This window comes from uncultured Aquimarina sp. (assembly GCF_947492115.1).
GTDB lineage: Bacteria > Bacteroidota > Bacteroidia > Flavobacteriales > Flavobacteriaceae > Aquimarina.
In genome coordinates, this window is the sequence record NZ_CANLMM010000005.1 from 217,151 (window position 1) to 230,133 (window position 12,983).

The 12,983-nt window shown below is 32.7% G+C and carries 14 protein-coding genes; 12 read left to right on the forward strand and 2 right to left on the reverse strand.

What is annotated here, in order from left to right; all coding sequences use genetic code 11:
- The first annotated feature begins 10 nt into the window (after positions 1-10).
- From Q1A73_RS16455 to Q1A73_RS16480, 6 genes are all read left to right on the forward strand, one after another.
- On the forward strand, positions 11-772 hold the full coding sequence (locus Q1A73_RS16455) for an SDR family NAD(P)-dependent oxidoreductase (RefSeq protein WP_299607521.1): 762 nt from the start codon (positions 11-13) through the stop codon (positions 770-772).
- Positions 773-793: 21 nt separating this feature from the next.
- Positions 794-1,798, forward strand: coding sequence for a sugar kinase (locus tag Q1A73_RS16460; protein ID WP_299607523.1), 1,005 nt, complete (start codon positions 794-796; stop codon positions 1,796-1,798).
- A gap of 1 nt (position 1,799) precedes the next feature.
- A complete protein-coding gene (locus Q1A73_RS16465; RefSeq protein ID WP_299607525.1) occupies positions 1,800-2,480 on the forward strand; it encodes a bifunctional 4-hydroxy-2-oxoglutarate aldolase/2-dehydro-3-deoxy-phosphogluconate aldolase in 681 nt (226 codons plus the stop codon).
- Positions 2,481-2,653: 173 nt separating this feature from the next.
- On the forward strand, positions 2,654-3,847 hold the full coding sequence (locus Q1A73_RS16470; protein ID WP_299607527.1) for a T9SS type A sorting domain-containing protein: 1,194 nt from the start codon (positions 2,654-2,656) through the stop codon (positions 3,845-3,847).
- Positions 3,848-3,971: 124 nt separating this feature from the next.
- Positions 3,972-5,090: a T9SS type A sorting domain-containing protein gene (locus tag Q1A73_RS16475; RefSeq protein ID WP_299607529.1), complete on the forward strand. Its 1,119-nt coding sequence runs from the start codon at positions 3,972-3,974 to the stop codon at positions 5,088-5,090.
- A gap of 13 nt (positions 5,091-5,103) precedes the next feature.
- Positions 5,104-5,925, forward strand: coding sequence for a heparin lyase I family protein (locus Q1A73_RS16480; protein WP_299607531.1), 822 nt, complete (start codon positions 5,104-5,106; stop codon positions 5,923-5,925).
- 72 nt (positions 5,926-5,997) lie between these two features.
- On the opposite strand, the gene Q1A73_RS16485 is transcribed toward Q1A73_RS16480, so the two are convergent.
- A complete protein-coding gene (locus tag Q1A73_RS16485; protein ID WP_299607534.1) occupies positions 5,998-6,852 on the reverse strand; it encodes a DUF5777 family beta-barrel protein in 855 nt (284 codons plus the stop codon).
- A 35-nt stretch (positions 6,853-6,887) separates the two neighbouring features.
- On the reverse strand, positions 6,888-7,271 hold the full coding sequence (locus Q1A73_RS16490) for a hypothetical protein (protein WP_299607536.1): 384 nt from the start codon (positions 7,269-7,271) through the stop codon (positions 6,888-6,890).
- A 125-nt stretch (positions 7,272-7,396) separates the two neighbouring features.
- On the opposite strand from Q1A73_RS16490, the gene Q1A73_RS16495 reads away from it, so the two are divergent.
- From Q1A73_RS16495 to Q1A73_RS16520, 6 genes are all read left to right on the forward strand, one after another.
- Positions 7,397-7,765: a hypothetical protein gene (locus Q1A73_RS16495; RefSeq protein ID WP_299607538.1), complete on the forward strand. Its 369-nt coding sequence runs from the start codon at positions 7,397-7,399 to the stop codon at positions 7,763-7,765.
- A gap of 15 nt (positions 7,766-7,780) precedes the next feature.
- The gene (locus Q1A73_RS16500; RefSeq protein WP_299607540.1) at positions 7,781-8,317 is read left to right on the forward strand and encodes a YceI family protein; all 537 of its coding nucleotides are present in this window, start codon (positions 7,781-7,783) and stop codon (positions 8,315-8,317) included.
- Positions 8,318-8,419: 102 nt separating this feature from the next.
- Positions 8,420-9,319 (forward strand): nucleotidyltransferase domain-containing protein, encoded by a 900-nt coding sequence (locus tag Q1A73_RS16505; protein WP_299607542.1) that lies wholly within the window; start codon positions 8,420-8,422, stop codon positions 9,317-9,319.
- Positions 9,312-10,775, forward strand: coding sequence for a radical SAM protein (locus Q1A73_RS16510; protein ID WP_299607544.1), 1,464 nt, complete (start codon positions 9,312-9,314; stop codon positions 10,773-10,775). The genes Q1A73_RS16505 and Q1A73_RS16510 overlap by 8 nt, the downstream gene beginning before the upstream one ends.
- Positions 10,768-11,559 (forward strand): class I SAM-dependent methyltransferase, encoded by a 792-nt coding sequence (locus Q1A73_RS16515; RefSeq protein ID WP_299607547.1) that lies wholly within the window; start codon positions 10,768-10,770, stop codon positions 11,557-11,559. The genes Q1A73_RS16510 and Q1A73_RS16515 overlap by 8 nt, the downstream gene beginning before the upstream one ends.
- Positions 11,556-12,932, forward strand: coding sequence for a radical SAM protein (locus tag Q1A73_RS16520; protein WP_299607549.1), 1,377 nt, complete (start codon positions 11,556-11,558; stop codon positions 12,930-12,932). The genes Q1A73_RS16515 and Q1A73_RS16520 overlap by 4 nt, the downstream gene beginning before the upstream one ends.
- Positions 12,933-12,983 lie beyond the last annotated feature (51 nt).

The following is a 12,983-nucleotide window of genomic DNA, read 5'->3' on the forward strand; positions in this document are numbered from 1 at the left end:
AGTTTAAAAAATGAGTTTAAAAGAAAAAGTTGCTGTAGTAACAGGTGCAACTGGTGGAATAGGATTTGCAGTTGCGGAAAGATTAGGAAAAGATGGATATACCGTGATTTTAAATGGTATCGAAGATGAAAAAGGAGCTGAAAGAGTTAAAGAACTTACAGCACAAGGTATCACTGCAGAATATTATGGATTTGACGTCACTAATGAAGAAGCCGTTACATCAAATATTACTGCAATCGGTGAGAAATATGGTAAAATAGACGTACTAGTAAATAACGCTGGTGGACTAGGTGGTAGATCTAGATTTGAGGAAATGACCACAGAGTTTTACAGATTCGTAATGGCATTAAATCTTGATTCTACATTTTTTGCTTCAAGAGCTGCCATCCCATTTCTTAAAAAAGCAGAAGGATCTTCCATTATCAACTATACATCCAATGCTGGATGGACCGCTGGAGGACCAGGAGCTGGAATTTATGGAACTTCTAAAGCTGCAGTTCATGCAATTACAAGAGGATTGGCAAAAGATTTAGCAGAGTACGGAATTAGAGTTAATGCAGTATCTCCTGGTACAATTGACACTGATTTCCATAAACAAATTAAATCCACTAAACCTGAAGTTTTTAAGTCTTGGGCAAACAATATAATGCTAGGAAGGTTAGGACAGCCAGAAGATGTAGCTTCTGTTGTTTCGTTCTTAGCAAGTGATAGTGCAGCGTTTATAACTGCCGAGACTATACAAATCGGAGGTGGACAAGCGTTAGGTATTTAATAACATCCTGAAAAATATAAAATGAAAAAAGTAGTAACCTTTGGAGAAGTTTTAATGCGTATTGCTCCTTTGGGAAACAAAAAATTAAAACAATCTAACCAATTAGAATACTACTTTGGTGGAACCGAAGCCAATGTCGCCATTTCCCTGGCACAGTTCGGAAATAATACTAAACATATCACTGCAGTATCCAATGATTTTGTTGGTGACGCAGTAAAGAGCTACTTGCAGAAACTGGGAGTAGATACTGGTTTGATTATTGACTCGTATCATCCTCTGGGACTTTATTTCCTGGAGGTTGGTGCGGTCATGAGATCAAGTACGATTGCATATAATCGTTCTAATTCTGCTTTCTGTCATATTGATCCAGATGCTATTAATTGGGAAAAAGCTCTTGAAGATTGTGATTGGTTTCATTGGACAGGTATTACTCCTGCCCTTTCCTTAAATGCAAACAAAGCTTTGCAAAAAGGATTAGAGATTGCTAACCACAAAGGAATTACCATTTCCGCAGATCCAGCTTATCGCAGTGGACTTTGGAATTATGGACACAAGGCAAAAGATATTCTTAATCAATTAGTAGAATTATCAAACGTATTCATTGGCGGACCTAATGAAATTAATGAATTACTAGATACCAGTTTTTCATACGAAAATGAAGATTTTATCCAAGCAAGCAAGCTTCTTATCCAAAAGTACCCGAATCTAAAAGGTATTTTTGATAAAACAAGAGTATCCCTAAATGCTAGTTGGCATAAAATTAAAGCGCGCCTATGGAATGGTGTTGATTTTTATGAAACTAATGAACTAGAAATAACCCACGTGGTTGATAGAATTGGAACAGGTGATGCTTATGCTGCTGGATTAATTCATGGTTTAATGCATTATGATGATCAAAAAGCTTTACAATTTGCCAATGCTGCTTGTGCTTTGAAGCACACTATAGAAGGAGATGCAAATCTGGTTTCAGAAGCCGAAGTATTACATATAATTGAAGGAAACTTATCAGGACGTATAAAAAGATAATATGGCAGATTATACACGAATCGAAGTAGCGCAAATAACAAAGGATACAGGTATAGTACCTTTATTCTATCATGAGGATATTAATATTGTAAAGCAAGTTATCAAAGCATGTTATGATGGAGGTGCACGTGTTTTTGAATTTACCAATAGAGGTGATCATGCTCAAGATATCTTCGGCGAAGTTGCCAAATGGATACAAAAAGAATTACCAGGTATGATTTTAGGTGTTGGATCTATTGTAGATCCTGGCACCACTTCTTTATTCATTCAAAAAGGAGCTAACTTTATTGTTTCTCCAATCTTAAATAAAGAAATAGCCAAAGTCTGTAATCGCAGAAAAGTTGCATGGTTACCTGGCTGTGCTACTCTTACAGAAATTAACTATGCTGAAGAATTGGGCGCTGAAATTGTAAAAATATTTCCTGCTGCTCAAATCGGTGGAGCTGATTTTGTAAAAAGTATAAAGGCTCCATGCCCATGGACTAGTATTATGCCAAGTGGTGGAGTCACTCCTGAAAAAGAAAATTTAACTGATTGGTTCAATGCAGGCGTACATTGTGTTGGTATGGGATCTAAACTTATCGTAAAAGATAAGAATGGAAAACTAGATTATGACAAGATCACGGAGCTTACTAAAAACTCAATAAACATTGTAAAAAGCTTACGAAATCGCATTCTATAACCTCTATTTTGGTATTACAGTAAAACCCTCTTTTAAAATATCAAATTGATACAAAAACAATTAAATTAAATAATTTTTCACAAAAATTGTCTTAAATAAAAATAATCTATATATTTGGTTAACCAATTTGGTTGACCAAATATAATTTCACCAATTCTCTAAATGAAATAATTATGAAAAATTTATTACTTATCTGCACAATGCTAACTATGACCTTGGGGTTTTCTCAAATCCCTTCAGGATCAGGCACATATATCAATAAATTGATTTTAAGTCCTAATGGTCCAGATTTAACTAATGAGTATATAGAGATAAGAGGTACTCCAGATGCTGTAATCCCTTCAGATTTATATCTGATAAATGTAGAAGGTGACGGAGAAGCATCTAGAAGTGACTATGGAGAAGTTGGAGAAGTGATTCAATTAGGTGATGGAACAAGAACTTTTGGTTCTAACGGATTTCTAGCTATTGTAGCAAATTATACTGATGAAAATACAAGTGTAGTTACTACAAACCCTTATTCTAGCGTTATCGCAGCGGGGACTACTGTGATTACTATCGAACTTGTAGGAAACGATGTTACTGGATCTTCTAGTAGTAATGTTTCTTCATTTACGCCAGACATTGGTTATGATGGAAATTTTGAAGATTGGAGTGCTACTTATATGCTAATACAGGCTCCTAGTGATCCTAGTGGTATTGATATAGATGCTAATGACGATGGTATTATCGATGCGACAGGTGATCATACGATGTGGACACGATATGATTCAGTAAGCTTTTTAGATGAAGATGACTTACTTGATGCTGGAGATAATGGAGAGTTCGGATATGGGCAAATTATCGTTGTAAGAGATTTAGCTGAAAACTCTGCTAGTATTTTTACAGATACTGGTGCTACAGTAATAGAAAACACAGGAAGTAATGTACACTTCTGGGGTAGACAAGGTACCTCTACAGGTTTTGCAGCTTCAGATTGGATAGCAGCTTCTTTTGATGGAACAGGTCCTAATTGGGAGTTCTCTAGTAATACAGCACGTGTATCTCCAGAAGAATTCGCTGGTTATGTTATTCCTAGTGATATATATGGAGCTTTAAACCCTACTGTTGCGTTATTATCCGTAACAGAACAAGAATTGACTGATGATATTTCTTTCTATCCCAATCCGACATCGAATGTAATTAACATAAATTCTAAAAATGATATTATACAATCCTTAGAGGTTGTGGATGTTACAGGTCAAATTTTATTGGACAAAAAAGAAAACTTAGATGTTGTTGATCTAACACCATTTGCTACTGGTTTGTACTATTTAAATATATACGGTGATGGTGCAAAAATCACCAAAGCAATCGTAAAAAAATAAGAACGCATAAAATCAAAATAATGGTTTGATTTTAAATTTGAGTTTACTACTATCTATTTGATATCCCTGCATTTTTTTGTGGGGATATCATAATTAAAATCAATAACTTAACGCCCTGTAATCGATGAAACATTTTATTTTATTTTTTGGTTTAATTGTAAGTTATAGTATAACCGCACAGGTCACCTTAGATGCTAATGGTCCAGGAAATACTTATGAACTCATTAATAGCGTTCTTGCACCTACCAGTGGAAATGTAATAGAAGCTCCTGGAATTACAGGAAGTACCTGCGACAATCATTCTACTTATGTTGGTACGGATGGAAATCGTCATATAGATGAGCTATTTGATTCTGATTTAGGAATCAATGTTTTTAGGTTTCTTCTCCACGTAGATGAAGATATAGATCGTGACAAATGTAATACTACCGATAGACAACGTAATGAGATCAAAACGTACGCACCTTCACCTGATAACCTAAAAGGTACATTAGGAGAAACAGTTCAATACAAATGGAAGTTTAAAATCGATGCTAATTTTCAACCCTCTACCAGTTTCACCCATTTACATCAATTAAAATCAGTTGGTGCGGATGCTGCAGAAGAAAGTCAACCATTAATCACGCTAACTGCAAGGAAAGCAACTGAAGATCGATTAGAACTAAGATACGCACCTACCACATCGCAATCTACGCTAACCACTGCAAATCTTTCTTTACTAAAAGGAAATTGGGTAGAAGTAGTTGAAACGGTTACCTATGGAGAAACTGGGAACTCTAACTATAGCATTATTATTACCAATGTTGATAGTGGTGCAGAAATTCTAAACTACTCTTCTTCTAATTTAAGAATGTGGAAAACAAATGCAGATTTTATAAGACCTAAATGGGGTATTTATAGAAGTTTAAATTCTGCTTCCGATCTAAGAGATGAAGAAGTGTTATACGCTAATTTTTCCATTACCGAAAATCCTAATTTATCTGTACCTACTGTGTCAGAAAAAAAATTATTTGATATATACCCAAATCCAGCAAACGCTACCATAAATATTACCTTTTTAGAAAACATCAGTGATTACGAAATAGTAATCACTAACCAATCTGGACAATTAGTTCGTAAAAGTGGAATATTAAAAACCGATACACTTGATATCACTACTCTTTCTAATGGACTCTACTTTATTAAACTAATAGATCATAAAACCAATACCTTTTCTGTGGAGAAAATTGTAAAAATGAACTAATCTCACATTCAATATGCGATCAATTGTCATTCTATCTATCTTTTTCTTATATGCCACCTCATATACCCAAGTTTCGCTTAGTGCCGATGGACCTGGAGACACCTATCAGCTTATCGCTTCTAAATTAGCTCCTGGTTACAACCCTATAGAAGCACCTGGAATAAAAAAAGGTGATTGTGATAACCATTCTAATTTTAAAGACACTCATATTAGTGAGATTTTTAGCAAAGAATTACAGAAACATGTATTTAAATTCGTAATCCATGTAGCAGAAGATAATGATCGTTGTAAGAAGTTCGATCGACAACGTAACGAAATTAAAAGCTACAAATCTTCACCTGATCATCTCAAAGGAGTACAAGGAGAAACAGTGGAATACAGATGGAAATTTAAACTGGATAAAGGTTTTCAACCTTCTAAAAGATTTACTCACTTACATCAACTAAAAGCTGTAGGAGGATTAGATAAAGATATGCCTCTTATTACATTAACTGCACGAAAAGGAAGTGTTGATCGTTTAGAATTACGATATGCCTCTGGTTTGGATCAAAACACCCTAACCAAGGTAAATTTAGACGAGCTGAAAGGTAATTGGGTAGATGTGATCGAAACAGTAACTTATGACGAAAAAGGAAAAGCTAAATTTTCTATAATTATTAAAAATCTAAAAACAGGTAAAACTATATTAGAGTATAAAAACAATGACCTAAAAATGTGGAAAACAGAAGCCGACTTCATTAGACCTAAATGGGGTATCTATAGGAGTCTAAAAAATTCACAAGATCTTAGAGATGAAGAAATATTATTCGCTGACTTTGTGATCACTGAATTATAGCTCTAAAAAACAACGAAATCATTACCTGCAAAAACTTTACATAATAATAATTAGCTCGACTGAAATTTTATACTAAAGATCAAAAACTCTACTTAGGTTAAAACCGAAGAAAAAATCTCCATCACCCCAATCACCAGAAGCCTGACCAAGGAATCCATTTTCGAACATAGGTTGTGCATTGGTAAAATGTAATTGAAATACGTGACCACCAGTTTCTATATCTACGCCAATGGACAGTGGATTTTTGAACGCAGAACTACTACTTCTGTTTAAATGATATCCATAATCTACATTTAAACTAAATCGTTTTGTAAGTTTATAACGACCACCAACACCCATAATAAATTGAGAATTATCCTGATCATCAAATCTTACAAAATTTTCGTGAAGATAGGAAGGCGCAAGTTCTAGAGATAACCTTTTTCCAAATTTCCTAGCAATCAAAACCTGAGAAACATAAGACAATCTGTTATTAAATTCTAATTTTGGTAATTGATCCGTATCTAAACCAGTATTTACGGTTACTAAATTATATCCTACGATTGTTAACGGAAAACCATTTTTCTTTTGTCTAAATAACCTATATTTTACGTGACCTCCATAAGTTTTCTGAAATGAACTTCGAGCAATTCCAATATTAACGGCATCAGAGATCCCATAAATAAATTTTAATTGAGTAACCGCTTGATCCAATCCAAAGAAGTCATCAATTCCGTTTTCTACACTACCAAATCGATGCGCAACAATAAAAAATAGATTTCTCTTATTAACCAGTTTTGTGGATTCAAAATTAACAATCTTCAACCCTTTAAAAGTTGAGGAGACATAATTATCTTCCTGTATACCGGACTCTAATTCATTTAACAAATCATCCTGAGCTAATAGAGTATAAGGGAATATTAATAAAATTAAAATGAGTTTTTTCATTAAGACGATATTATGATAAGAATAAGTGTTATTTACTATTTTATTATGGATGCCTGATCAAGCTTTACTATTTCTAACAGTTCATCATACCCAATACATCTTCCCTTTATGGAATAAACGGAATTCAAATTGGTTTCCAAAATACCATGATTGGCATCAAAAGTACAGTAGGCAGCATTTGCAAGCATTAAAGAATTTGATTCAATTTCTGTAAGTGCTCCTTTTACAATGATAGTTTTGTTTAAATATTTCTTCGAAGCTAGTTCTGCATCCTTGGAAAACTCTTTCACCAAACTAATTGCCTCTAAATTAAACGACGCTTCTTCCTTTTCAATATTTCTATGAGATTGATACAGATATTTATACCCAAAAAAACCACCAATGGCTAAAATGACTAGAATTATTATAAGCTTTTTCATAACGAAGTATTAGGCTTAAGTTGTTTTAAAAGTATGAAAATTATCCTCCGAATGAAACATATTTTTGCATATGAATGAAATTTGATCTAATTTCTACCGACCAAAACTTAATATATAACTCACTTATGAAAGTACATTTTCTTAAATTCTTTGTCTTTTGTGCACTATTTATACATATTGGTTGCGAGAATGATAGCGAAGATGATTTGGTTGACACAACGCCTCCTGTTACCTTAGTTACCTATGAATCTGACGTGAAATCTATTATCGACACAAACTGTATTGCTTGTCATAATGACCCTCCTGTTAACTTTGCTCCAATGCCTTTATTAAATTTTACACAGGTAAAAGAAGCTGTAGATAATCGTGGCCTGCTAGATAGAGTATCCTCTGAAGATATTAGTTTTTTGATGCCTGCAGGTGGCCCAAGACTTCCACAGGCAACTATTGATATCATTTTACAGTGGAATACAGATGGATTATTAGAACAATAAAATAACAACCATTCTATGAAAAATATCATATTCGTTTTTCTTTTTATTATTTCTGGAACTGTCCTTGCCCAAGGAAAATTCATTACTAAAAAAGGTGTTATTAGTTTTGAAGCTTCCGTTCCTTCTTTCGAAGAAGTAAAAGCAAAAAACACGACAGTAACGGCGATCTTAAATACTGATAATGGAGAAATTGCTGCTCTAGCATTGGTAAAAGGTTTTAGATTTAAAAATGCCTTAATGGAAGAACATTTTAATGAAAACTATATCGAATCTGATGATTTTCCAAAAGCTACTTTTAAAGGCGTACTAGTAGACTTTGATGTAGAAAATTTACAAAAAGAATATATCATTAAGGGGAAGTTATCGCTACACGGAAAATCAAAAGAGATACAAACTAAAGGGATCTTAACAAAAGACGGAAATACAATTTCTATTTCATCAACATTCATTGCAAAACCAGAAGATTTTGATATTAAAATACCAGGTATTGTAAGTAAAAAAATTGCAGATGATATCTCAGTATCCTTAAATTTTCTTCTAATAAAGAAATAAATAACAACGGTAATAATTTAAAATAAATTCTATACGAACGAACATTTTTCATTTTTTTCAACACAAATTTTAATTTTAAAAGGCTTAACTCTTACAACCCGAATGAACTCACTTAAAACACTCCTTTATTTTTCAATTTTTAAGTATCCCCTTTCGGCTAGGGAAATTTTCTTATTTTCTTCTGCAGCTGATGAAAATGAAGTAAATCATGAATTGGATCTTTTAAAACAAAAAGGAGTCGTATCTATCGATAATGACTTCTATTTTTTAGACAATAATCCTTCTTTGGTAAAACGAAGAATTAAGGGTAATAAAATGGCTAATTCTGTTATGGACAAGGCAATTAGGAAAGGAGCATTTATTTCCAAATTCCCGTACGTAAAAGCAGTTGGAATTTCAGGATCCTTATCTAAAAATTATCATGATAAAAATGGAGACGTTGATTATTTTGTAATTACCAAATCTGAAAGATTATGGGTTGCTAGAACCTTATTAATGTTATACAAAAAGATTTTTTTATTGAACTCTAGAAAGTTTTTTTGTATTAATTATTTCGTAACCGAAAACTCTCTGGAAATATCTGAGAAAAATATTTTTACCGCTACAGAACTTTTAACGCTGATTCCAATTACTGGTGATTTTACAGAATTTTACAATCAAAATCGCTGGGTTTCTAATTTTCTTCCTAATCTAGAAATTGGAAAACCTTCAATTATCTCTGCAAAAAGAAAACCTATAACCTCAAGATCCATTGAATTCTTATTGCTTAGTAAACTCGGAAACATTTTGGAATCAACATTTCTAAAACTTACTCTTAAGAAATGGAACAATAAATTTAAGACTTTAAGCAAAGAAGATTTCAAAATAGCTATGAAGTCTACACAAGGTGTATCGAAACATCATCCTCAAAACTTTCAAAAACAAGTAATTAATAAACTAAATAAAAAATACCAAGAATTTCAATCAAGGTATAATATAGAATTAGAAAAAGAACATGCTTGATATTTTATTTTCACATTCTTATTATTATCCACTGGACCAGAAGCAATGGGATAACAAAACTCCTTATCCACCTCTAGGAACAATATATGCTGCCGCTTTAATGAGAGAAAAAGGGTTTAAAGTTGATCTTTTTGACACGAATCTAAAAGATAACCCTTATGAAATAGAAAAAGAGATTATTCATAAAAAACCTAAATTTCTTGTATTGTACGATGATGGTTTTAACTATTTAACCAAAATGTGTCTTACCACGATGCGAGAAGCAGCATTTGAAATGATGAGAATTGGAAAAACTCATAATTGTACTATTATTGTAAATAGTTCTGATGCCACTGATCATTATTCTAAATATCTTTACAATGGCGCGGATTACATTATTCAAGGAGAAGGAGAAAACACATTACTAGAGCTAATTGAAACGCTTAATCAAAAAGGGTCAACTGAAAAAATTAAAGGAATTGTATATTCTAAAAATGAAGAAACTATTACAAATCCAAAAAGAGAAGTTCTAAAAAATTTAGATGATCTTCCGTTACCTGCTTGGGATCTAGTCGATATAAAATCTTATAAAGAAATATGGACACGTAGTGGCAAAGAATTCACCTTAAATCTTGCTACTACACGAGGATGTCCGTTTAAATGTAATTGGTGTGCTAAACCTATTTATGGCAATAGATATAACAATCATTCACCAGAATACATTGTAAAACATATACAATTGTTACAAAAAAACTATCAGGTATCTCGCTTTTGGATGTGCGATGATATTTTTGGTCTTACTCCTGGTTGGGTACAAAGCTTTAATCATGAGCTAAAGAAAACAAATACGAAGCTCAATTATTATATCCAAAGTAGGGTTGATTTATTGCTAAAAGAAGACACTATAGAAGCTTTATCAGAATCTGGTTTGGAAGAAGTTTGGGTAGGAGCAGAAAGTGGTTCCCAGTCTATATTAGATGCTATGGATAAAGGAACTAAAGTCGAAGAAATATATAAGGCAACTCGTCTATTAAAAGAAAAAAACATCCGAGTAGCATTTTTTATACAATTTGGATACTTGGGAGAAACTAAAAAGGACATCTCCAAGACTATCAGAATGATCAAAGAACTTATTCCTGATGATTTGGGAGTTTCCGTATCCTATCCACTTCCTGGAACCAAGTTTTATGAAAAGGTTAAAGATGATCTAAAGTTTAAAGCAAATTGGACTGATTCTGATGATTTAGCTATGATGTTTAAGGGAACTTACAATTCTAAATACTATAGAAAATTACACAGATATGTACATAAAGAATACAGAAAAAGTCAAGGATTACAATTTTTAAAAAAAATATTCAAAAGCCCTTCTAAAGTATCTGCCATTGCCGTGAAGAGAATAGCTTACCTTTTATATTATTTCCCAAGTGCTTTTATAGACGCACAAGTTTTAAAAAGAATGGAACATTTAAATGAATGAAAGTTTTGACATATCCGCTATTTCTTATGATACTGTTTTTACAAATAGTCATATCGGTAAACTTCAAAGAAAAAGAGTGCACGATTTTCTAATAACTACGTTTCCTAAAAATAGCAGCTTAGACATTTTAGAGGTCAACTGTGGAACTGGTCATGACGCAATCTGGCTTTCAACCTTGGGGCATCATATTATAGCTACAGATATATCAACAGAAATGATCGCTGTAGCAAATTCCAAACTTACTAAAGAAAGTAACCAACCAGATTTTAGACAATTAGACATTAATAGTTTAGACAACACAGATTTTAATAGGTCTTTTGATCTTATCTTTTCAGATTTTGGTGGTTTAAATTGTCTTTCTCCTCTAGAATTAGAAAACTTTTTTAGTGCTGCAGCAAAAAAACTAAAACCTAACGGTAAAATCGTAGCGGTTATCATGCCTAAAAATTGCCTTATGGAAAAACTCTATTTTATAATGAAAGGTAATTTCAGCAACGTATTTAGACGAAATACGAAAAAGGCAGTTCTCGCAAACGTTGAAAATACTTCGGTCAAAACTTGGTACTATAATCCTAAGGATATAAAAAAGAACTCTAGTAGTTACTTTCGCATTCAGAAAACTAAACCAATTGGTTTTTTTATTCCTCCCTCCTACCTCGAAAGCTTTTTTAAAAACAGATTAGGATTATTAAAATTATTAAATCGTTTAGACTCGTTTTTCAAACACACTACTTTTATATCCAGCTTCAGTGATCATTACATAATCTCATTATCTAAGAAATGAGCATCGTATTAACCCATGCATATTACCTAAGTACAGATCCTAAAGAACATAGGATTATGAAACCATATCCTCCATTAGGTCAGTTATATATTTCCTCATATCTAGAGAAGTATGATGTAAAAAATTATGTTTTTGATACTACTTTTAGTTCGAAAGAAGAACAGCTACAATTTATTCAAGCTAAAAAACCAGATCTTGTTGCGATATATGTAAATCTTATGACTAAAGTAGAAGTTATAGAACTAATAAAAATACTTAGTACGGATGCTGTATATGGATTCCCAAAAATTGTCTTAGGAGGTCCAGATGTCACTTACAATACTGAAAATTATTTAAAATCAGGAGCACAATATATCGTAATTGGCGAAGGTGAAGAAACTTTATATGAACTTTATTTAGCTATAAAAAATAAAACGGAAATTAATAATGTCTCTGGAATTGCATATCTGGATAATGAAAAAGTAATCAAAACTTCTGCAAGGGTTAAAATAAAGGATCTATCCGTCCTTCCATTACCAAATAGGAAAGCGATAGATATGCAATTGTATTTAAAAACCTGGAAAAACAATCATGGACAGAGTTCTATGACTGTTAGCACGCAACGTGGTTGTCCATATACATGCAAATGGTGTAGTACAGCGGTTTATGGTCAAAGTTATAGAAGAAGACCTGCAAAATTAGTGGCGCAGGAACTTGCGATGTTAAAAGAAGAATATAATCCTGATACTATATGGTTCGTAGATGATGTATTTACAGTAAGTCATAAATGGTTAGGAGAATTTCATAAAGAAGTAATCAAACAAGATGCTATCATCCCTTTTGAATGTATTACCAGAGCTGAAAGATTAAATGATCAAGTACTACAGCAACTTAAAGAAGCAGGTTGTTATCGTATTTGGATTGGTGCAGAAAGTGGCTCACAAAAAATTGTGGATGCTATGGATAGACGTGTTAAAGTAGAAACTGTTAGAGAAGCCATTCAAAAAACCAATAAATTAGGTATTGAAACAGGAACTTTTATCATGGTTGGATATCCTGGAGAAGACGAAAAAGATATTGCAGAAACTATTCATCATCTCAAAATTGCCAATCCTACACATTTTACCATTACAGTTGCCTACCCTATCAAAGGAACATCACTTTATAATGAAATAGAAAATGATATTACCATACAACCTGATTGGAATACCTCAACAGATAGAGATATTGATTTTAAACGAACTTACCATCGTAAATTTTACGACTATGCCGTAAGAAGAATTGTAAATGAAGTAAACTATTTTAAAAAGGGTAATGGATTAATCTCGAAATATAAATTAAAACTCAAATCTATGGCTGCTTTGGTTTTAATGAAATATTACAAGTTTAGATAATAGATAATGGGTAGCTTTTTAATTTTATTTTCGGAAAAATTTGCTCCTTAC

Bases quoted from the DNA above. Each gene is read 5' to 3' on its own strand.
- Q1A73_RS16455 (WP_299607521.1), top strand. From the start codon at position 11: ATGAGTTTAAAAGAAAAAGTTGCTGTAGTAACAGGTGCAACTGGTGGA.
- Q1A73_RS16460 (WP_299607523.1), top strand. From the start codon at position 794: ATGAAAAAAGTAGTAACCTTTGGAGAAGTTTTAATGCGTATTGCTCCT.
- Q1A73_RS16465 (WP_299607525.1), top strand. From the start codon at position 1,800: ATGGCAGATTATACACGAATCGAAGTAGCGCAAATAACAAAGGATACA.
- Q1A73_RS16470 (WP_299607527.1), top strand. From the start codon at position 2,654: ATGAAAAATTTATTACTTATCTGCACAATGCTAACTATGACCTTGGGG.
- Q1A73_RS16475 (WP_299607529.1), top strand. From the start codon at position 3,972: ATGAAACATTTTATTTTATTTTTTGGTTTAATTGTAAGTTATAGTATA.
- Q1A73_RS16480 (WP_299607531.1), top strand. From the start codon at position 5,104: ATGCGATCAATTGTCATTCTATCTATCTTTTTCTTATATGCCACCTCA.
- Q1A73_RS16485 (WP_299607534.1), bottom strand. From the start codon at position 6,852: ATGAAAAAACTCATTTTAATTTTATTAATATTCCCTTATACTCTATTA.
- Q1A73_RS16490 (WP_299607536.1), bottom strand. From the start codon at position 7,271: ATGAAAAAGCTTATAATAATTCTAGTCATTTTAGCCATTGGTGGTTTT.
- Q1A73_RS16495 (WP_299607538.1), top strand. From the start codon at position 7,397: ATGAAAGTACATTTTCTTAAATTCTTTGTCTTTTGTGCACTATTTATA.
- Q1A73_RS16500 (WP_299607540.1), top strand. From the start codon at position 7,781: ATGAAAAATATCATATTCGTTTTTCTTTTTATTATTTCTGGAACTGTC.
- Q1A73_RS16505 (WP_299607542.1), top strand. From the start codon at position 8,420: ATGAACTCACTTAAAACACTCCTTTATTTTTCAATTTTTAAGTATCCC.
- Q1A73_RS16510 (WP_299607544.1), top strand. From the start codon at position 9,312: ATGCTTGATATTTTATTTTCACATTCTTATTATTATCCACTGGACCAG.
- Q1A73_RS16515 (WP_299607547.1), top strand. From the start codon at position 10,768: ATGAATGAAAGTTTTGACATATCCGCTATTTCTTATGATACTGTTTTT.
- Q1A73_RS16520 (WP_299607549.1), top strand. From the start codon at position 11,556: ATGAGCATCGTATTAACCCATGCATATTACCTAAGTACAGATCCTAAA.